Here is a 21,686-nt window from a genome sequence, read left to right on the forward strand (position 1 = left end):
ACCACTTAGCGATGATAAGGCTTAGACAATTCATGGACGGCCTCTACAAATACTCCAGCATTTTCTGGTGGCACATCTAAGTGAATACCGTGGCCTAAATTGAACACATGACCAGTACCCGCATCACCAAAGCCTTCTAATATTGAGGCAACTTCTTGACGAATACGCTCCGGTTGCGCATATAAAATAGAAGGGTCCATGTTGCCTTGTAGCGCCACTTTATCCCCAACACGAGCAACAGCATCTTGAATGTTAATGGTCCAATCCAGACCCACTGCATCACACCCAGTCGCAGCGATTTTCTCAAGCCACATGCCACCGTTTTTGGTAAATAGTGTCACCGGTACACGGCGGCCGTCATTTTCACGAATTAAGCCATCGACAATTTTATGCATGTATTGCAAAGAAAAGTCATGGTAATCGCGCGGAGTTAATACGCCACCCCAAGTATCAAACACCATCACAGACTGAGCGCCGGCTTTGATTTGGGCATTTAAGTATTCAATGACGCTGTCGGCTAGTTTATCTAATAAAGCGTGTAGAATTGCTGGCTCAGCGTACATCATTTTTTTGATTTTAGTGAAGGCTTTTGAGCTGCCTCCTTCGACCATGTAAGTCGCTAATGTCCAAGGGCTGCCAGAAAAACCAATCAGTGGCACTTCACCTTGTAAGTCTTTACGAATCTGACGCACCGCATTCATCACGTATTGCAGTTCGCCTTCTGGATCTGGCAGACCGATTTTATCAACATCGGCTTTACAGGTGATCGGACGTTCAAATTTCGGCCCTTCGCCAGCTTCAAAATACAACCCTAAGCCCATGGCATCAGGAATGGTCAAAATATCAGAAAACAGAATCGCCGCATCTAAAGGAAAACGTTTTAATGGCTGTAAAGTGACTTCTGAGGCTAACTCGGCATTTTTACACAACGACATAAAGTCACCCGCAATACTGCGTGTTTGACGATATTCTGGTAAGTAACGACCTGCTTGCCGCATCATCCAGACTGGCGTGTAATCTACGGGTTGCTTAAGTAAGGCACGTAGATAGCGATCATTTTTCAATTCGGTCATTTTTCTATCCTAAAATTTGAGCTCTTTGCTGGCCATTCTACCATTGCACAGCGCACATTTTGCTAATGGTTTGTAATACAGATCATGTTCTTGAACATTTAAATCTGTCGATATTTGCGTCAATCACGCTATTTGTTAATACTTTGCTCGCTAGCACAATTATAACGAGCTTGAACACCTGAGGTTCAGCATCTCATAACGACATCTTACTTACCCCTCCGGCTAACCCGGAGGTTTTTTTTATCTCTCATCATCACAGATTTCACACTGTAAAGTATGTTCAATTAAAGCGCGAGCAATGGTTCCTTTTGGTGCGATCGCTGGCACTTCATCGGCACTAAACCAACCCGCTGAAGATAACTCACAATCATCAACACGTATTGAACCACTGTCATATTCAGCCACAAATGCCATCATCATACTCGAAGGAAAAGCCCAAGGCTGACTCCCAAAGTAATGGATATTCTTCACCTTAATTCCGGTTTCTTCTTGAACCTCACGGGCAACGCACTGCTCAAGTGTTTCCCCTGCCTCAACAAACCCAGCTATCACGGTGTGCATGCCACTTTTATGCCGCGCATGTTGTGCTAACAAGATGGTATTGTCTCGACGAATGGCCACGATAATACACGGAAAAATACGTGGATAATGTAAGGTTCGACAATCATTACACTGCATTGCCAACTGATTATGATTTAAATGATTGCGCCCACCGCAATGAGAACAAAAGCGTTGCGAGCTCGTCATATAGCCATATTGTACTGCACGACTAGCGATCAAAAAGATCGCTTCTGGCATCGAAAGCATGTCTCGTAACGATGTCATCTCTAGCGGCGCTTCTATCTCAGACGCATTGACCCAGACACAAGCGATCCCATCCACTTGACCGATCACCACCGCATGATCAACCGGAAATCCTAACTCTTGAGCCGATCCATAAGGCAAGCTTTTGTCGTGTAAATGTAACGCACTGCCATCAACGATACACCAGTTTACTTTTTGATCTTTTTTTAACATAGGATCATCTCATTGCTTGAAGTTGCACCATTTTACTGGCAATCTAATTTCATACCAGTGCTTATCGATTTGCTGTCTATAATCACTCATATCACTACATGATATATACCCAAGTGACTTCAAGATGCAGAATTCAGAGCTATCATCCAGACCTTTAGACAAGGAAGATTGGAGAAGGAATGTAGGCACCTTTCAAACCAATCTAACGCAGAATAAAGGTTTGGATGAAGCTCCCAAAGGGCAAGTTAAAACAAGCGTTATGCTGCGTTAAATTGAACAGAGATAGAAGCCTATGATCATATTCAATTTGCCTTGCCTAAAGCTTGTTTTATTCTTGCTGAAACTCGCATCTTGAAGTTACTTGGGTATAAACTATCAAAAGGACCCTCTATTAAAAAATAGAGTGGCTAAACGCTAAAAAATGCGTTAGCTATTATGAGGATACAGCCATGCTAAATAAACTGAAACAGACTCAAGCACAATTTGGTGGCTCCAGTGAGGTGATTGATCATTGGTTAGATACCCGACAACATCTTATTGTGGAATATTGGAAATTAGCGGCACTCAAACCAACAGCACATAAAAAAGCCGCCCTAACCAAGCTTCCATCACCACAAGAATTACAAACCTTTTGCCAACAGGTAGTCGACTACATTTCTGAAGGCCACTTTAAAATCTATGACATGGTGATGAGCTCATGGCAATCAACTGGCTTTTCTCCAACTGAAGAAATCAATCAGACTTACTTTAAAATCGTTGATACCACCGAACCGCTGCTCAATTACACTGATAAATATGCGGATGTGGATGCAGAAGACGAACTGGAAGATTTTGATATCGATTTATCGCAAATAGGAGAAGTGCTTGAAGAGCGTTTTGAATTGGAAGATGAATTGATCCAAATGATCGCAGAAAGCTTGGCGATCCCACCGGGCGCATAAACGAGATCCATTCAGCGCCTCGGTTAATGACATTCATTCGGCAACCTAGCTCATCGTTGCCGAACCGCTTATTTTTGTGGCACCTTTGCCATCATCACTTTTACTTTATGGCTTCGTTGTGCCATCACCACCCCACCAATAATCATCACCATCCCAATATAATGGAAGACCGTCAGTTGTTCATTCAACAAAACGCTAGCGAGAATCGCGGTAACCGCAGGCATTAAATTCATAAAGATGGCCGATTTGTCTGCCCCTAAATGCTCGATTCCCATCATCCAACACCAAGGAGCAATAATTGAAGCTAATAAGCCGGCATACATAATTAAGGGAATCGTTTGTGCATTGATCGCTGATTGTTCACTGAAGGCAAACAATGGAAACAGAATAACCACCGCGCAGCACACTTGTACATAAACCGATTGCCAGTTGGATATAGGCATACGCCAACGTTTAATTAATACCACATACAGGGCATAGGCTAGAGTCCCAAATAGCACCAGCACATCACCTCGATTCAAACCATGTGAAAATAAAACGGCCATATCGCCATGACTTAACATGATCAATAAACCGACAAATGACACTACCGCGCCAACAAAAGCAAAAAGAGTCAGTTTTTGATGCAACAGTGGAATGCTGAGAAATAAGCCCATTAACGGCACTAAAGAGGTAATTAACGATAAATTGAGGGCAGTGGTACTTAAGCCGGCGTAATAACCTAAAGACTGATTGAGCACCATGCCAAGTAAGGATAAAAAGGCCAGTTTAGGTAAATAAGGAATAATCAGCTTACGCCTTTTCCAGGTGGGAATAGCTAAAAATGGCGTTAAGACAATAAATGCCACCAGCCAGCGATAAAAAGAAATCGCTCCCGGGTCAATGTGAAGTGACCCCTTAAAGTTGGACATTTCTGTTATGCGGCTTCTAAGGCCTGATTTCGGTATTCTACCGGAGTTAGGCCTTTTAATTTCACCTTAATCCGATCGTTATTGTAATAATCAATATATTCATCAATGCATGCCATAAGTTGCTCAGCACTGTCAAAGTGGTAACCATGGTACATTTCTGTTTTTAAAAGTGCGAAGAAGTTTTCAGCCACAGCATTATCAAGACAGTTTCCTTTTCTCGACATACTCTGATTTATTCTTTTCTCTTTTAGCTTGTTACGATAATCACGGTGTTGGTATTGCCACCCTTGGTCACTATGTAAAGTTAACGAGGACGCTTGACTTAACTTACTCGTCGCTTTTTCTAGCATCTCGGTCACGAGATGTAATTTAGGTGAGCTCGCTACAGTATGACTAACGACTTCTTGATTAAATAAATCGATGATAGGAGATAAATAGACTTTTTCACCTGCCACTTTAAATTCCGTCACATCGGTCACCCATTTTTCATTTGGTTTCGTCGATTTAAAGTCTCGCTTCAGAATATTCGGGGCAATACGCCCAATCGCACCTTTATAAGAACGATATTTCTTCGGTCTTACGGTCGATTTTAGCCCTAGTTTTGCCATTAAGCGCTGAACCGTTTTATGATTTAAGTAGATGCCTTCTCTACGTAAAGCATAATGAATGCGTCGATAACCATATCGACCTTTATGCTTATGAAATATTCTTTCAATACTCGCTATCTCATTCGCGTAAGGCTCGGGAGTGCTCAACACTTGGCATTGGTAGTAATACACACTCTTGGGCAATCCAATGGATTGCAATAAATGCTGGATTTTGTGTTGGTGTTTTAGAGCTTGAACAGTCAACGCTTTTTCTTTGCTGCTTGACGTTTTAACTTGTCCAGCTCCTCTAACTTTTTTAGAACAGCATTCTCCGCTCTCAAATAAGCCAGTTCCTCTCTGAGTTCATCAAGTGACATGTCTTCATCAGGTTTAGTCGGACGCTTATTTGATTGAGTTTTCATAGATGGTCTGCCTTTAGGTCGGGAATGTAAGCCTTGGAATCCCGACTGATTATAAAGCTTTAACCAAACAGAAATAGTCCCGTTAGAAGAAAAATTGAATTCAGCACTCGCTTGGCTTATAGACCAGTTATTTTCCCACATTGATTTTAATACCGAGAATTTAAAATCTGCGGAGTTTTCATAATCAAGAGGTAAAAATGAAGATGAACCATGGATCCTGTAAACAGAAGTCCAATAACGAATTTGGTTCGCAGGAATAGATAACTCTTTTGCAAGAGATGTCGATGATTCGCCATCAAGGCAACGCTGAGCAATGCACAGCTTTAATTCTCTGATGTACTTAGACATAAAATAACCCCCAATGTTGGTGTCCAACTATTGGGGGTCAGTTCAAATGACGGTCGAAGCCATTTTATTAATGATGGCATTTCCTGCCCAAATAAATACCGTAATCAGAGGAAAAAAATAAAGCATAGCAAAAACTTAGCAACAACTCGTGGATAATGCGCAGCAGTATACGCTTTCTATAAGCAATGGCTATGCTTGCTCAACCTGAATCAACAATTAAAAAAGGCACCCGAAGGTGCCTTTTGTCTATTCTAGTGAATCTCGTGAGAATTACTCTTCAGAGAAACCAGCGTTAAGTAGCGCTGCTAGGTTGTCAGTAGCTTGCTCAGCTGATGGGCCTTGCTCTTCACCTTCGCGTTGTTTTTGACGCTCTTGGTGGTAAGCATAACCTGTACCTGCTGGGATCAAGCGACCCACGATTACGTTCTCTTTCAAGCCACGTAGATCATCACGTTTACCAGAAACTGCTGCTTCTGTTAATACGCGCGTCGTTTCTTGGAACGATGCAGCCGAGATGAACGATTCAGTAGCTAGAGACGCTTTAGTGATACCTAGTAGATCTCGCTCGTAACGCACAAGCTCTTTACCTTCCGCTTCTAATTGACGGTTAGCAATTTTAACTTGTGAGTACTCAACTTGCTCACCTTCTAAGAAGTCTGAATCACCCGCGTGAGTGATTGTACACTTACGTAGCATTTGACGAACGATAGTTTCGATGTGCTTATCGTTAATCTTAACGCCTTGTAAGCGGTAAACTTCTTGTACTTCGTTAGCAATGTATTGAGTAACAGCGTGAATACCACGTAAACGTAGAATGTCATGCGGTGTTTCTGGACCATCAGAGATCACATCACCACGTTCCACTTTTTCACCTTCAAACACGTTCAACTGGCGATGCTTAGGAATCATTTCTTCATAAGTCTCACCACCCTCACGAGTGATAATTAGGCGACGTTTACCTTTGGTTTCTTTACCAAACGATACTGTACCTGTGTGTTCTGCAAGGATCGCAGGCTCTTTAGGCTTACGAGCTTCGAACAAGTCCGCTACGCGAGGTAGACCACCGGTGATATCTTTGTTACCGCCAGATTTCTGAGGGATACGAGCTAGAGTATCACCGATACCCACTTCTGCACCGTCTTCAATGTTAACGATAGCTTTACCAGGTAGGAAGTAAGCTGCTGGCATATCAGTACCAGGAATCATTACATCATTACCTTGAGCATCAACCAATTTGATCACTGGGCGCATATCTTTACCCGCTGATGGACGTTGTGCTGGGTCTACAACTTCACTTGAAGATAGGCCAGTTAGGTCATCAGTTTGGCGAGAGATAGTCACACCATCAATCATGTCTACGAACTGGATACGACCTGCCACTTCAGTGATGATTGGCATGGTGTGCGCTTCCCAGTTAGCCACAACTTCACCAGCAGTTACTGCTTCGTTGTCGCCTTTGCTTAGCATAGAACCGTATGGCAGTTTGTGTTTCTCTTTAGTACGACCGAACTCATCAATGATAGTCATTTCTGAAGCACGAGACGTAATAACAAGCTTGCCATCTTTATTGGTTACATACTTAGCATTGTGCAGGATAACGGTACCCGTTGTTTTCGCTTGAATGCTGTTTTCTGCTGCTGCTGTCGATGCCGCACCACCGATGTGGAACGTACGCATGGTTAACTGTGTACCCGGTTCACCGATAGATTGTGCTGCAATAACACCTACCGCTTCACCTTGGTTCACTTTATGACCACGAGCTAGGTCACGACCGTAACAGTTTGCACAACAACCGAAGTCAGAATCACACGTTACTACTGAACGTACTTTGATCTTATCAACCGAGTTTTCTTCAAGAATTTGACACCACTTCTCATCAAGTAGAGTGTTACGTGGAATCAATACTTGTTCTGTACCTGGTTTCACCACGTCGTCAGCAACAACACGGCCAAGAGCAAGTTCAGATAGTGCAACTTTAACGTCACCACCTTCGATATGAGGCATCATATCTAGGCCTTCTAACGTGCCACAATCGTGTTCTGTTACCACAACATCTTGCGCAACGTCTACAAGACGACGAGTCAAGTAACCGGAGTTCGCTGTCTTAAGTGCCGTATCGGCAAGACCCTTACGAGCACCGTGGGTTGAGATAAAGTACTGAAGTACGTTTAGACCTTCTTTAAAGTTCGCTGTGATCGGCGTTTCGATGATTGAACCATCTGGACGCGCCATCAGACCACGCATACCCGCCAACTGACGAATCTGAGCGGCAGAACCACGAGCACCGGAGTCAGCCATCATGTAGATGCTGTTAAACGATTCTTGTTGTTCTTCTTCACCATCACGGTTGATCACAGTTTCAGAAGAAAGGTTATCCATCATCGCTTTCGCAACGCGGTCGTTGGTAGACGCCCAGATATCGATAACTTTGTTGTAGCGCTCACCCGCAGTTACAAGACCAGATTGGAATTGCTCTTGGATTTCGCGTACTTCTTCTTCTGCTTCAGAAATTTCAGTGTATTTCGCTGCCGGTACAACCATATCGTCGATACCAACTGACACACCAGAAAGTGCTGCGTATGCAAAACCTGTGTACATGATTTGGTCAGCAAAGATAACCGTATCTTTCAGACCAAGCTTACGGTATGCCTCGTTCAGTAGGTTAGAAATTTGCTTCTTACCTAACTTTTGGTTCACGATGCTGAAAGGCAGACCTTTCGGCACGATTTGCCAAAGCATGGCACGACCAACAGTGGTATCTACCATACCCGTTGAAGTTGTGCTGTTACCGTCTTCATCAACCACAGTTTCAGTGATACGTACTTTAACGCGAGCGTGTAGCTCAGCAGTCTTAGTACGGTACGCCTTCTCAGCCTCTGCAGGGCCAGCAAGGTACATACCTTCACCTTTCACATTGATCTTGTCACGAGTCATGTAGTAAAGACCCAATACCACGTCCTGAGAAGGTACGATGATCGGATCACCAGATGCTGGTGAAAGGATGTTGTTGGTTGACATCATTAATGTACGTGCTTCAAGCTGTGCTTCTAGAGTTAGAGGCACGTGAACCGCCATTTGGTCACCATCGAAGTCGGCGTTATATGCCGCACACACAAGTGGGTGAAGCTGAATCGCTTTACCTTCGATAAGTACAGGTTCGAATGCTTGGATACCAAGACGGTGCAGTGTTGGTGCACGGTTTAGTAGCACTGGGTGTTCACGAATCACTTCGTCTAGGATATCCCAAACAACCGCTTCTTCGCGCTCTACCATTTTCTTCGCTGCTTTAATCGTTGTAGCCATGCCACGAGATTCTAGCTTGCTGTAGATGAATGGTTTAAATAGCTCAAGTGCCATCTTCTTAGGAAGACCACACTGATGTAGACGCAAGTATGGACCTACTGTGATTACAGAACGGCCAGAGTAGTCTACACGTTTACCAAGCAAGTTCTGACGGAAACGACCTTGTTTACCTTTGATCATATCAGCCAAAGATTTTAGAGGACGCTTGTTAGAACCTGTGATCGCACGACCACGACGACCGTTATCCAATAGCGCATCAACAGATTCTTGCAGCATACGTTTTTCGTTACGTACGATGATATCTGGAGCCGCTAGGTCTAGAAGACGCTTCAAACGGTTGTTACGGTTGATCACACGACGGTATAAATCGTTCAGATCTGAAGTCGCAAAACGACCGCCATCTAGTGGTACTAGAGGACGTAGATCTGGCGGAAGAACAGGAAGAACCGTTAAGATCATCCACTCAGGGTTGTTCCCTGATGCGATGAAGGCTTCAACCAATTTCAAACGCTTAGTGATTTTTTTACGCTTAGTTTCAGAGTTAGTCGTTTCTAGCTCTTCGCGCATTTGCTCAGCTTCCGCTGCCATGTCCATGGTGTGTAGCAGATCTTTGATCGCTTCAGCGCCCATTTTCGCAACGAATTCATCGCCCCACTCTTCCAAGCGGTCTAAGTATTCTTCTTCCGTTAGCATTTGACCTTTTTCAAGATCAGTCATGCCAGGTTCAGTCACTACATACATTTCGAAGTAAAGAACACGTTCGATATCACGTAGCGGAATATCCATTAATAGACCGATACGAGATGGTAGTGATTTTAGGAACCAGATGTGTGCCACTGGAGAAGCAAGTTCGATGTGGCCCATACGGTCACGACGCACTTTAGTTTGTGTAACTTCTACGCCACACTTCTCACAGATAACACCACGGTGTTTCAAGCGCTTGTATTTACCACAAAGACATTCGTAGTCTTTTACTGGACCAAAAATACGCGCACAGAACAGACCGTCACGCTCAGGTTTGAACGTACGGTAGTTAATAGTTTCTGGCTTTTTAACTTCACCGAAAGACCATGAGCGAATCATGTCTGGAGAAGCTAGACCGATTTTGATTGCATCAAATTCTTCGGTCTTATGCTGTGCTTTTAGAAAGTTCAGTAAATCTTTCACAATCAGCTCCTGTAAGGAGTTAAGAGACGCCCAAACATTGAACGCCTCTTTTCTACCGGGTTAATCCGAGCCCACTTACTAATGTTCGTAGTTACTCTTCGTCTTCTAGCTCGATGTTAATACCTAGCGAGCGGATCTCTTTCAACAATACGTTGAACGATTCTGGCATGCCAGGTTCCATGCTGTGATCGCCATCTACGATGTTCTTATACATCTTAGTACGGCCGTTCACGTCATCGGACTTAACAGTTAGCATTTCTTGTAGCGTGTAAGCAGCACCGTATGCTTCTAGTGCCCATACTTCCATCTCACCGAAACGCTGGCCACCGAACTGAGCTTTACCACCAAGTGGTTGCTGAGTTACTAGGCTGTACGAGCCAGTAGAACGTGCGTGCATCTTGTCATCGACTAAGTGGTTCAGTTTCAGCATGTACATGTAACCAACCGTTACAGGACGCTCAAACTTATCACCAGTACGACCATCATAAAGGTCTAATTGACCTGAAGTTGGAAGGTCGGCAAGAGCAAGCAATTCTTTAATTGCTGGTTCGTTTGCACCATCGAATACTGGCGTTGCGATTGGTAGACCGCCACGTAAGTTTCCGATAAGAGTACGTACTTCATCATCAGACAGTTCAGCGATGTTTACTTCTTGGCGAGTATCACCTAAGTCATAAACTTTCTGTAAGAACTCACGGAATTTAGCCAGTTCTTGCTGTTCTTTCACCATCTGGTTGATCTTGTCGCCAATACCTTTCGCAGCAAGACCTAAGTGTACTTCTAAGATCTGACCGATGTTCATACGTGATGGTACACCCAGTGGGTTCAACACGATATCAACAGGTTGACCTTTTTCATCGTAAGGCATGTCTTCAACAGGGTTAATCTTAGAGATAACACCCTTGTTACCGTGACGACCCGCCATCTTATCACCCGGCTGAATGCGACGTTTAACGGCTAAGTAAACCTTAACAATCTTCAGTACGCCCGGTGCAAGATCATCACCTTGAGTGATCTTACGACGTTTAGTTTCAAACTTCTTATCAAAGTCAGCTTTTAGCTCATCCCACTGTTCAGCAAGTTGCTCAAGCTGAGATTGCAATGCGTCATCTTCTAAGGTTTGCTCTAACCATTGTTTACGATCGATAGCGTCTAGTTTCGCTTCAGAGAAGCCACCAGAAATTAGCAGAGAACGAACACGTGCTAATAGACCACCTTCAAGAATTTGGAACTCTTCAGTTAAGTCTTTCTTCGCGTCTTTCAACTGCATTTGTTCAATTTCAAGCGCACGCTTGTCTTTTTCTACGCCATCGCGAGTAAAGACTTGAACATCAATGATCGTACCTGAAATAGAGTTAGGCACACGTAGTGATGTATCTTTCACGTCAGATGCTTTTTCACCGAAGATCGCACGTAGTAGCTTCTCTTCTGGTGTCAGTTGCGTTTCACCCTTAGGCGTCACTTTACCAACTAGGATGTCGCCACCCTTCACTTCAGCACCAATGTAAACGATACCTGACTCGTCTAGTTTAGACAGAGCAGATTCACCCACGTTTGGAATATCCGCAGTAATTTCTTCACTACCAAGCTTGGTATCACGAGCCACACAAGAAAGTTCTTGAATGTGAATCGTCGTGAAACGGTCTTCTTGTACAACGCGCTCAGAGACTAAGATGGAGTCTTCGAAGTTGTAACCATTCCAAGGCATGAATGCGATACGCATGTTTTGGCCAAGCGCCAGCTCACCAAGGTCAGTTGAAGGACCATCAGCAAGAACGTCACCGCGTGCTACTGGTTCACCAGGCAATACGGTTGGGCGTTGGTTAATACATGTGTTTTGGTTTGAACGTGTGTACTTAGTTAGGTTGTAGATGTCGATACCTGCTTCACCAGGTACAAGCTCATCTTCATTTACCTTAATAACGATACGAGATGCGTCAACAGATTGAACTGTACCGCCACGTTTCGCTACTGCAGTTACACCTGAGTCAACGGCTACATTACGTTCAATACCTGTACCTACTAATGGCTTATCCGCTTTTAGTGTTGGTACTGCTTGACGTTGCATGTTCGCACCCATCAATGCACGGTTCGCATCATCGTGTTCTAGGAACGGGATAAGCGAGGCAGCGATCGATACGACTTGGTTTGTTGCCACGTCCATGTAGTTAACATGTTCACGTGGGTGAAGACCTGATTCACCTTTTTGACGAGCGGTAATAAGTTCATCAGCAAAGCGGCTATCGTCAGTCAAGTGTGCGTTCGCCTGAGCGATAACAAACTGACCTTCTTCAATAGCAGATAGGTAATCCACTTCTTCCGTTACCACACCATCAACAACACGACGGTAAGGAGTTTCTAGGAAGCCGTATTCATTACAACGCGCAAACGCTGATAATGAGTTGATCAAACCGATGTTTGGACCTTCAGGCGTTTCGATCGGACATAGACGACCGTAGTGAGTTACGTGAACGTCACGTACTTCAAAGCCAGCACGCTCACGTGTCAAACCGCCAGGACCTAATGCAGAAATACGACGTTTGTGCGTTACTTCTGACAACGGGTTGTTCTGATCCATAAATTGAGAAAGCTGTGATGAGCCAAAGAACTCTTTCACTGCTGCCGAAATCGGCTTAGCATTGATAAGGTCTTGAGGCATGATCGCATCTAAATCACCAAGACTTAGGCGCTCTTTCACTGCACGTTCAACACGGACTAGACCAACACGGAATTGGTTTTCAGCCATTTCACCAACAGAACGGATACGACGGTTGCCAAGGTGGTCGATATCATCCACTTCACCAATACCGTTACGAATACCGATCAGTTTCTTCATTACTGCCACGATATCCGCTTCGTCTAGGATACCTTGGTCTTGCGCATCTTCACGTTCAATTGAGCTGTTAAACTTCATACGACCTACAGTCGATAAGTCATAACGCTCTTCAGAGAAGAATAAGCTTTGGAATAATGATTCTGCTGCTTCTTTTGTTGGTGGCTCGCCAGGGCGCATCATACGGTAGATTTCTACAAGTGCAGAAATACGGTCCGTGGTGCTGTCAACACGTAATGTGTCAGACATGAATGGGCCATGGTCTAAATCATTAGTAAACAGAACTTCAAGCTTCTTGTAACCCGCTTGAGAAAGGTTTGCTAACGCTTCTAATGAAATTTCTTGGTTCGCCGCAACGATAAGTTCGCCAGTAGATTCATCAACGTAATCTTTAGACGCAACTTTACCTACGATGTACTCAACTGGTACTTCGATGAATTCTACGCCATCTTTTTCAAGATTACGGATATGACGAGCCGTTACGCGACGACCAGCTTCTACGTAAACTGTACCATTCGCTTCAATATCAAATGAGGCAGTTTCACCACGTAGACGATCTGGAACCAACTCCATAAGTAGAGTTTGGTCTTTCACTTCGAAACGTACTTTTTCAAAGAAAATATCTAAGATTTCTTCGGTTGTCTTGCCAAGTGCACGCAAAATAATTGATGCCGGAAGCTTACGACGACGGTCGATACGTACGTATAAGTTATCCTTAGGATCGAACTCAAAGTCTAACCATGAGCCACGGTAAGGGATCACACGTGCGTTATAAAGAACTTTACCTGAAGAGTGGGTTTTACCCTTATCGCTGTCGAAGAACACGCCTGGGCTTCGGTGCAGCTGGGATACGATAACCCTCTCAGTACCATTAATTACGAAGGTACCATTGTCTGTCATCAGCGGAATTTCGCCCATGTAGACTTCTTGTTCTTTAATGTCTTTTACGGTACCTGCTGGTGCGTCTTTATCAAAAACGACTAAGCGCAGTTTAACGCGTAGCGGCTTCGAATAAGTGACACCACGAATTTGACATTCTTTAACATCAAATACAGGCTCACCAAGACGGTAGCTAACGTATTGCAGCTCAGAATTGCCGTTGTAGCTCTGAATTGGAAAAACAGAACGGAAGGCAGCTTCAAGACCATATTGACCTTCAGGATCTTGTTCAATGAACTTGTCGAATGAATCGAGCTGGATCGATAGCAAATATGGGACGTCCAAAACTTGTGGACGCTTACCAAAATCCTTACGGATGCGCTTTTTCTCGGTATAAGAGTAAACCATGGGGTTCCTCAGCTAGCTGATAAGTGACCCAAACTGCCCAAGACACGTTGATATCAACCTATTGATATAACGGGGACAGTGACTAACAACACTGTTTTGTGTGGCGACACCCTAACCTCACCTGAACGTTTGTATTTCAGCAGAGCTTTAGGAGTGTTTTTTGCTTGGATATAGACGCCTAAACAGCGGGAAAATTAATCTATACCCTACAGCGCAAAAAGGCCGGTGGTTATTTAACCACCAGCCATTAGCCTTTCGGCTAAGAAATTAAGTATAAATTACTTAACTTCAACAGAAGCACCAGCTTCTTCTAGTTGTGCTTTAAGAGCGTCAGCTTCTTCTTTAGAAACGCCTTCTTTAAGCGGAGCTGGAGCACCGTCAACTAGACCTTTAGCTTCTTTAAGACCTAGGCCAGTTGCGCCACGTACTGCTTTGATTACAGCAACTTTGTTACCGCCAGCAGCAGTTAGGATTACGTCAAATTCAGTTTGCTCTTCAGCAGCATCACCTGCAGCTGCGCCGCCAGCAACAACAGCTGCTGCAGCAGAAACGCCGAATTTTTCTTCCATAGCTTCGATAAGCTCAACAACTTGCATTACAGACATTTCTGCAACTGCGTCTAGGATTTGCTCGTTAGTAATAGACATAACAATTCTCTTTTAAGTTAACAATAAGTTTATTTAGCAACCAATAAAATGCAAGGCTTAAGCCGCAGCATCTTGTTTTTGGTCGCGAACAGCAGCGATAGTACGTACCAACTTGCCTGCAGAAGCTTCTTTCATGCACATCATTAGTTTTGCAATCGCTTCGTCGTAAGTAGGTAGAGTCGCTAGTACATCAGCGTCAGTTAAAGCGCCTTCAAATGCAGCCGCTTTGATCTCGAATTTTTTGTTCTCTTTAGCGAAGTCTTTGAAAAGACGCGCTGCAGCACCTGGGTGCTCATTAGAGAAACCGATCAAAGTAGGACCAACGAATACGTCTGTTAGACATTCGTAGTCTGTACCAACAACTGCACGACGAGCTAGTGTGTTACGAACAACTTTCAAGTAAACGCCAGCTTCACGAGCTTGTTTACGTAGAGAAGTCATCGCGCCAACAGCAACGCCACGAGAGTCAGCAACAACTGCAGAAAGTGCACCACTGGCTGCTTCGTTAACTTCAGCAACAATTGCTTGTTTGTCTTGAAGGTTTAAAGCCATTTGGATTTACTCCTGGTTGTAGTTACACCACTCATTAAAATAATGAGTGTTCTTTCGGTGCATTCCCAAATGAATATTTCTTATGAAATACGACCATCAGTTCGGGCACCATCTACGTAGGTATTATTAAGTTAATGAAAATCAATTAACGCCTACGGTCTTGGATGGAAGCATCATTTGCTCTGCCATTTTCTAAAAAGAATCAGGCAAAATAAGCAACACTCCAACCATAATTAGGCGCAAAATTATACACAAATTTCGCGCCTAAGCAAATTAATTAAGCAACAGTTGTATTAAGAGTCGCTTGATCAACAGCAACACCAGCACCCATAGTAGTAGAGATGCTTACTTTCTTCAGGAAAGTACCTTTCGCTGAAGATGGTTTCGCTTTCTTAAGTGCTACTAGAAGAGCTTCTAAGTTCTCTTGTAGTTGGTTAGCTTCAAAAGATGCTTTACCAATAGTGGTGTGAATGATGCCGTTTTTGTCGTTACGGTAACGAACCTGACCAGCTTTAGCATTTTTAACTGCTTCAGCAACGTTAGGAGTTACAGTACCAACTTTAGGGTTTGGCATTAGGCCACGTGGACCTAAGATAGTACCTAGTTGACCAACTACGCGCATTGCATCAGGAGAAGCAACAACAACGTCGAAGTTCATTTCACCTTTTTTCACTTGCTCAGCAAGATCTTCCATACCAACGATATCTGCGCCAGCTTCTTTAGCTGCTTCAGCGTTTGCACCTTGAGTGAACACTGCTACGCGGATTTCACGGCCAGTACCATGTGGAAGTACTGTTGCGCCACGAACGTTTTGGTCAGATTTACGAGCATCGATGCCTAGGTTAACAGCAACGTCTACGCTTTCTACGAATTTAGCAGTTGCTAATTCTTTAAGAAGAGCGATAGCTTCGTTGATTTCGTATTCTTTAGTCACATCCACTTTTTCGCGGATTGTTTTCATACGCTTAGTAAGTTTTGCCATGATCTTATCCCTCTACCACTAGGCCCATTGAACGAGCAGTACCCGCGATAGAACGCTTCATCGCTTCGATGTCAGCACCAGTCATATCTGCAGCTTTAGTTTCAGCAATCTCTTGCACTTGAGCGTCAGTGATAGTACCCACTTTCTCAGTGTTTGGACGACCAGAACCAGACTTAAGGCCAGCCGCTTTCTTAAGAAGAACTGCAGCAGGTGGAGTCTTAGTTACAAATGTGAAAGAACGGTCGTTGTATACAGAGATAACAACTGGGATTGGAAGACCTTTCTCAATTGATTCTGTTTTTGCGTTGAACGCTTTACAGAATTCCATGATGTTTACACCGTGTTGACCTAGTGCAGGACCAACCGGTGGACTTGGGTTTGCCATACCAGCTGCAACTTGCAGTTTGATATAAGCTTCTACTTTCTTAGCCATTTTAATTCCTAAATTTTGGGTACAATCGCTAGTGACTCTTCACCAGCTCCCCGTTGCTTTACATTAATACCTGTAAAAAGGCGCGAAATTGTAGTCAAAGTTCACGCTAAAAACAAGTCTTTTGGTGCTTTATTAAGCAAATTTATTAGTTCGATTTTTCAACTTGACTGAATTCAAGCTCAACCGGTGTTGCACGACCAAAGATCGATACCGACACTTTTAAGCGGCTCTTCTCATAATCAACTTGTTCAACCGTACCATTGAAGTCAGCAAATGGGCCTTCTGTAACACGAACCACTTCACCTGCTTCAAATAATGTTTTCGGTCTTGGAGCTTCACTCGCCTGCTCAAGACGGTTCAAGATAGCATCCGCTTCTTTATCCGTAATAGGGGCAGGACGATCAGAGGTGCCACCAATAAAGCCCATAACACGCGGAATGCTGCGTACTAAGTGCCATGATTCGTCATTCATTACCATTTGGACTAATACATAGCCTGGGAAGAATTTGCGCTCACTTTTACGACGTTGACCTGCGCGCATTTCAACAACTTCTTCAGTTGGGACCAATACATCGCCGAAGTGATCTTCCATTGCGTGCATTTTGATATGTTCACGAAGAGATTGTGCAACACGGCCTTCAAAGCCAGAAAAGGCTTGAACGACATACCAGCGTTTTTTTGGTGCTTCACTCATGTTTAAACCCCTTACACTCCAGTTGCTAGAGCAATTAGACGAACCATGATGCCGTCAATTCCCCAAAGCAATAGAGCCATTACAATACTTACAGCTAATACGATAAATGTTGTTTGCATAGTTTCTTGACGCGTCGGCCAAATCACTTTGCGAACTTCAAGTTTTGCTTCACGAGCAAATGCTATCGCAGCTTTACCTTTCGTTGTTAGGGCGGCAACGCCAAGCGCTGCTGCAATCAATATAACAACGGCTGCTGCACGAATCGCAACAGACATTTCACCATACAGGTAATTACCCACAACGGCAGCAGCTAACAGTGCAAAAGTGATCAACCACTTAAAGGTATCGGCCGCTTTTGAGCTCTCGTGAGTTTCAGCTTTGGCTTTCATATACAAACCTGTGATAAGTTTTACTAAAAACGACAATAACCCCGCATTTGGCAGGGCTAACTCATTAGTTCAGGACAAGCCATCAACTAAATAAATTAGATAAAGATCTAATACATTTCTTTGCTGATTTGCTTACAAAATGGCTATATTTCGCCGTCATTTTGTTCAGCGCAGAAAAAGGGCATCAAATGATGCCCTTTTTAGTAGTCGTTAGTCAAATACAATTCGTATTTAAACTGTAAAGTCTGCCTATTAAGCGATAACTTTTGCTACAACACCAGCACCAACTGTACGGCCACCTTCACGGATAGCGAAACGTAGACCTTCGTCCATCGCGATTGGTGCGATTAGAGTAACAGTCATTTGTACGTTATCACCAGGCATTACCATTTCAACACCTTCTGGTAGTTGAATGTCGCCAGTTACGTCAGTTGTACGGAAGTAGAACTGTGGACGGTAACCTTTGAAGAATGGAGTGTGACGACCACCTTCATCTTTCGAAAGTACGTATACTTCTGATTCGAAAGTTGTGTGTGGGTTGATTGATTTAGGAGCTGCTAGTACTTGACCGCGCTCTACGTCATCACGTTTAGTACCACGTAGAAGTGCACCAACGTTCTCACCTGCACGACCTTCGTCAAGCAGTTTACGGAACATTTCAACACCAGTACATGTAGTTACTGTAGTATCTTTGATACCAACGATTTCTACTTCGTCACCTACGCGTAGGATACCACGCTCGATACGACCAGTTACAACCGTACCACGACCTTGGATTGAGAACACGTCTTCAATTGGTAGTAGGAATGGTTGGTCTACTGCACGCTCTGGCTCAGGAATGTAAGAATCTAGTGCTTCTGCAAGCTCAATGATTTTCGCTTCCCATTGCTCTTCGCCGTTTAGTGCGCCTAGAGCTGAACCTTGGATTACTGGTAGATCATCACCTGGGAAGTCGTACTCAGATAGAAGTTCACGAACTTCCATTTCAACTAGCTCTAGAAGCTCTTCATCATCAACCATGTCACATTTGTTCATGAATACGATGATGTAAGGGATACCAACTTGGCGACCAAGTAGGATGTGCTCACGAGTTTGAGGCATAGGACCATCAGTTGCAGCAACAACTAGGATACCACCATCCATTTGCGCAGCACCAGTGATCATGTTTTTAACGTAATCGGCGTGTCCTGGGCAGTCAACGTGTGCGTAGTGACGAGTTGGAGTATCGTACTCTACGTGAGAAGTAGCGATTGTGATACCGCGCTCACGCTCTTCAGGAGCGTTATCGATTGAAGCGAAGTCACGAGCTGAACCGCCGTACACTTTAGAAAGTGTCGTACAGATAGCTGCAGTTAGAGTAGTTTTACCGTGGTCAACGTGGCCGATAGTACCAACGTTTACGTGCGGTTTCGTACGTTCAAATTTTTCTTTAGACATGGATAGTCCCTCTAGGTACGGATTTAGGTGGCTTTGATGACCACGCAACCAAAAAAATGGTAATTAAGTATATATCAAAAGGAAAATATTGCTTAAAGCTGGTGCTGATAGGCGGATTTGAACCGCCGACCTCACCCTTACCAAGGGTGCGCTCTACCAACTGAGCTATATCAGCAACACAAGTACGGCTGGAGCGGGCAGCGGGAATCGAACCCGCATCATCAGCTTGGAAGGCTGAGGTAATAGCCATTATACGATGCCCGCACACGTGTAACTCTGAGCGCTATTTTCGCAATTTTTTGCATTCATAACATGAACGCGAATATGGTGGAGGGGGACGGATTCGAACCATCGAAGGCGGAGCCGGCAGATTTACAGTCTGCTCCCTTTGGCCACTCGGGAACCCCTCCAAAATTTTTTATTGCTTGCCACTCTGTTATAAAAATTGCTTATTAAACAGAAAATGGTGCCGACTACCGGAATCGAACTGGTGACCTACTGATTACAAGTCAGTTGCTCTACCTACTGAGCTAAGTCGGCGCAAGTGGTGCGAATTCTATTGAATGTTCGAAAAGCTTGCAAGAGTAAAATGCAAAAAAGCATTATTTTCCTTAATAGAATCGTAAATTGTGCATAAATACAGCAAAAATTCATTAATTTATCACTAAAGTCCATCAACAGTTATTTGAAAACGTGTCGGGTTGGTGTATCTTCGCTCATCCTTTTGGGTTATTTAGAGTCCTTTTATGAGTCCTTATCTTTCTTACAACAGAAGTCAGTGGTCAGAATTACGTAATTCCGTCCCGATGACCCTAACTCCTGACGATTTAAAAGAGCTGCAAGGGATTAATGAAAATCTCTCAATGGATGAAGTCACCCAAATCTATTTACCGCTCTCTCGCTTGCTGAATCTTTATGTTGAAGCGCGACAAAGCCGTAATCAAGTTCTGCATCAATTTTTTAATAAACAAGAGAAGTCTCCACCGTTTATTATTGGTATTGCAGGCAGTGTGGCTGTCGGCAAAAGTACGACCGCTCGCTTATTGACCGCCTTGTTATCACGTTGGGAAAATCACCCCAAGGTAGAGCTAATCACAACGGATGGCTTTCTTCATCCCAATCAAAAACTTCTTGACCATAATTTGATGACCAAAAAAGGCTTTCCTGAGTCGTACGATACTAAGTCATTGGTGGAGTTTTTAAGTGATGTGAAGGCTTGTAAGCGACAAATTCAAGTCCCTGTTTACTCACACATTACTTACGATATTACCGATGAAGTAAAAATTGTTGATCAACCGGATGTCTTGATTATTGAAGGATTAAACGTTCTGCAAAGTGGTAACGACTATCCACATAATCCATTTAAAGTGTTTATTTCGGATTTTTTAGATTTTTCTATCTATGTGGACGCCGATACCCATCAAATTGAAGACTGGTATGTCTCTCGCTTTATGAAGCTGCGCAAAGGGGCCTTCACTAAGCCAGGATCCTATTTTAGCCATTACACTCAACTCACAGAGCAGCAGTCAATCGATAAAGCGAAGAGTATCTGGCAGACGATCAACGGGGTTAACCTCAAGCAAAACATCTTACCGACTCGAGATCGTGCTCAGTTGATCTTACGTAAAGGTCAAAACCACATGGTGGAAGAAGTGCTGCTAAGAAAGTAGCACTTCTGCTTATCAGGCTTTTCTCAGAGAAATCTCACCACCAACATAAGTTTCTAGGCCCTGCTCAGTTTGTAACACAATACCGCCCTGTGCGTTGATACCCTTACCAATACCGTGAACTTCTTTGTCACCCATGATTAATTTGATCGGCTTATCTTTAAAGTTATCTAACGCATTCCATCGCTCTACAAAGCCTTGCATGCCTTGAACTTCGTATTGCTCTAGTACGGTATGCCAAGCTTGAATCAGCGCAATCACAATCTCATTACGTGAAGGCAAAGCCCCTTGAAAAACTTGATTTAAGTTGGCCCATGGTTGCTCGATAACTTCTTGATCGATTTGCATATCAATATTGAGCCCCATTCCTATCACCAAGTGAGCCTCACCACCGGTTTGCGCCGACATTTCAACTAAAATCCCCGCTAGCTTTTTATCTTGATAATATAAGTCATTCGGCCATTTTAATTTAATATCTTGAGCGCCCAATCCTTGTAAGGCATCCACAATAGCGACACCAATTGCCAAGCTTAACCCCATGGCAGCGGCGACCCCTGATTCAAGTTTCCAATACATTGAAAAATATAAATTCGAGCCATAAGGGGACTGCCATTGACGGCCTCGGCGACCTCGGCCTTGAGATTGATATTCAGCAATACATACCGAGCCACTCGGCTTGTCACCCATCGTATTTAATAGATATTGGTTGGTTGAGTCGATGATCGGAATTAACTCAATAGGAACACTAGAGGCTTGCTGAATGACCTCAGCATTTAATAAATCTAACGGCTGTGATAATTGATAACCCTTTCCTTGAACTCGATGGATGGTGATGCCCCATTGTTGAATACCCTTAATATGCTTACTGATCGCCGCTCTTGATATCCCAAATTGTTCACCTAACTCTTCACCAGAATGGAATTGCCCATCAGACAATTGCTTAATAATCTCTAATTTAAGCGTATGTTGTTTGTATTTATTTTCAGACATGAATAG

Annotated in this window: 17 protein-coding genes and 4 tRNA genes; 2 read left to right on the forward strand and 19 right to left on the reverse strand. The window is 43.7% G+C overall.

Features of this window, described 5'->3' with window-relative positions:
* Nucleotides 1–5: 5 nt before the first annotated feature.
* Complete coding sequence (gene hemE / locus VCA1004_RS10930; RefSeq protein WP_086981784.1) at nt 6–1,073, reverse strand: uroporphyrinogen decarboxylase; 1,068 nt, start codon at nt 1,071–1,073, stop codon at nt 6–8.
* Nucleotides 1,074–1,313: 240 nt separating this feature from the next.
* Nucleotides 1,314–2,090 carry an NAD(+) diphosphatase gene (gene nudC / locus VCA1004_RS10935; RefSeq protein WP_086981785.1) on the reverse strand — a complete coding sequence of 259 codons (777 nt, stop codon included), beginning with the start codon at nt 2,088–2,090 and terminating at the stop codon, nt 1,314–1,316.
* Between the two features lie 449 nt (nt 2,091–2,539).
* Between nudC and rsd the strand changes: the two genes are divergently transcribed.
* Complete coding sequence (gene rsd / locus VCA1004_RS10940) at nt 2,540–3,031, forward strand: sigma D regulator (RefSeq protein ID WP_086981786.1); 492 nt, start codon at nt 2,540–2,542, stop codon at nt 3,029–3,031.
* Nucleotides 3,032–3,099: 68 nt separating this feature from the next.
* On the opposite strand, the gene VCA1004_RS10945 is transcribed toward rsd, so the two are convergent.
* The 16 genes from VCA1004_RS10945 to VCA1004_RS11020 all read right to left on the reverse strand — a co-directional run bounded on the left by VCA1004_RS10945 (nt 3,100) and on the right by VCA1004_RS11020 (nt 19,563).
* Entirely contained in the window at nt 3,100–3,942 is an 843-nt protein-coding gene (locus tag VCA1004_RS10945) for a DMT family transporter (protein ID WP_086981787.1), read from the reverse strand.
* A 5-nt stretch (nt 3,943–3,947) separates the two neighbouring features.
* Nucleotides 3,948–4,793 carry an IS3 family transposase gene (locus VCA1004_RS10950; protein WP_086981067.1) on the reverse strand — a complete coding sequence of 282 codons (846 nt, stop codon included), beginning with the start codon at nt 4,791–4,793 and terminating at the stop codon, nt 3,948–3,950.
* The gene (locus VCA1004_RS10955) at nt 4,790–5,299 is read right to left on the reverse strand and encodes a helix-turn-helix domain-containing protein (protein WP_086981789.1); all 510 of its coding nucleotides are present in this window, start codon (nt 5,297–5,299) and stop codon (nt 4,790–4,792) included. Before VCA1004_RS10955 ends, VCA1004_RS10950 begins: the two co-directional genes overlap by 4 nt.
* Nucleotides 5,300–5,569: 270 nt before the next feature.
* Nucleotides 5,570–9,769, reverse strand: a complete 4,200-nt coding sequence (rpoC, locus tag VCA1004_RS10960) for a DNA-directed RNA polymerase subunit beta' (RefSeq protein ID WP_086981790.1) — start codon at nt 9,767–9,769, stop codon at nt 5,570–5,572.
* 91 nt (nt 9,770–9,860) lie between these two features.
* Nucleotides 9,861–13,889, reverse strand: a complete 4,029-nt coding sequence (gene rpoB / locus VCA1004_RS10965) for a DNA-directed RNA polymerase subunit beta (RefSeq protein WP_086981791.1) — start codon at nt 13,887–13,889, stop codon at nt 9,861–9,863.
* A 278-nt stretch (nt 13,890–14,167) separates the two neighbouring features.
* Nucleotides 14,168–14,536 carry a 50S ribosomal protein L7/L12 gene (gene rplL, locus VCA1004_RS10970; protein ID WP_086981792.1) on the reverse strand — a complete coding sequence of 123 codons (369 nt, stop codon included), beginning with the start codon at nt 14,534–14,536 and terminating at the stop codon, nt 14,168–14,170.
* A 57-nt stretch (nt 14,537–14,593) separates the two neighbouring features.
* A complete protein-coding gene (gene rplJ, locus VCA1004_RS10975) occupies nt 14,594–15,088 on the reverse strand; it encodes a 50S ribosomal protein L10 (protein WP_086981793.1) in 495 nt (164 codons plus the stop codon).
* Between the two features lie 277 nt (nt 15,089–15,365).
* On the reverse strand, nt 15,366–16,070 hold the full coding sequence (gene rplA, locus VCA1004_RS10980) for a 50S ribosomal protein L1 (protein WP_086981794.1): 705 nt from the start codon (nt 16,068–16,070) through the stop codon (nt 15,366–15,368).
* A 4-nt stretch (nt 16,071–16,074) separates the two neighbouring features.
* Nucleotides 16,075–16,503 carry a 50S ribosomal protein L11 gene (rplK, locus tag VCA1004_RS10985; RefSeq protein ID WP_086981795.1) on the reverse strand — a complete coding sequence of 143 codons (429 nt, stop codon included), beginning with the start codon at nt 16,501–16,503 and terminating at the stop codon, nt 16,075–16,077.
* Nucleotides 16,504–16,648: 145 nt separating this feature from the next.
* Entirely contained in the window at nt 16,649–17,197 is a 549-nt protein-coding gene (gene nusG, locus VCA1004_RS10990) for a transcription termination/antitermination protein NusG (protein ID WP_086981796.1), read from the reverse strand.
* A gap of 11 nt (nt 17,198–17,208) precedes the next feature.
* Entirely contained in the window at nt 17,209–17,586 is a 378-nt protein-coding gene (gene secE, locus VCA1004_RS10995) for a preprotein translocase subunit SecE (RefSeq protein WP_086981797.1), read from the reverse strand.
* A 252-nt stretch (nt 17,587–17,838) separates the two neighbouring features.
* Complete coding sequence (gene tuf, locus VCA1004_RS11000) at nt 17,839–19,023, reverse strand: elongation factor Tu (RefSeq protein WP_086981798.1); 1,185 nt, start codon at nt 19,021–19,023, stop codon at nt 17,839–17,841.
* Between the two features lie 99 nt (nt 19,024–19,122).
* Nucleotides 19,123–19,198: transfer RNA gene (locus VCA1004_RS11005), tRNA-Thr, on the reverse strand.
* A gap of 14 nt (nt 19,199–19,212) precedes the next feature.
* A tRNA-Gly gene (locus VCA1004_RS11010) sits at nt 19,213–19,287 on the reverse strand.
* Between the two features lie 61 nt (nt 19,288–19,348).
* Nucleotides 19,349–19,433, reverse strand: a tRNA-Tyr gene (locus VCA1004_RS11015).
* A 54-nt stretch (nt 19,434–19,487) separates the two neighbouring features.
* Nucleotides 19,488–19,563, reverse strand: a tRNA-Thr gene (locus VCA1004_RS11020).
* Nucleotides 19,564–19,769: 206 nt separating this feature from the next.
* Between VCA1004_RS11020 and coaA the strand changes: the two genes are divergently transcribed.
* The gene (coaA, locus tag VCA1004_RS11025) at nt 19,770–20,693 is read left to right on the forward strand and encodes a type I pantothenate kinase (RefSeq protein WP_086981799.1); all 924 of its coding nucleotides are present in this window, start codon (nt 19,770–19,772) and stop codon (nt 20,691–20,693) included.
* A 12-nt stretch (nt 20,694–20,705) separates the two neighbouring features.
* Here coaA and birA read toward each other — a convergent pair whose 3' ends face one another.
* Complete coding sequence (birA, locus tag VCA1004_RS11030) at nt 20,706–21,680, reverse strand: bifunctional biotin--[acetyl-CoA-carboxylase] ligase/biotin operon repressor BirA (RefSeq protein ID WP_086981800.1); 975 nt, start codon at nt 21,678–21,680, stop codon at nt 20,706–20,708.
* Between the last annotated feature and the right edge of the window lie 6 nt (nt 21,681–21,686).

Source organism: Vibrio aphrogenes (assembly GCF_002157735.2).
Classification (GTDB): Bacteria; Pseudomonadota; Gammaproteobacteria; order Enterobacterales; family Vibrionaceae; genus Vibrio; species Vibrio aphrogenes.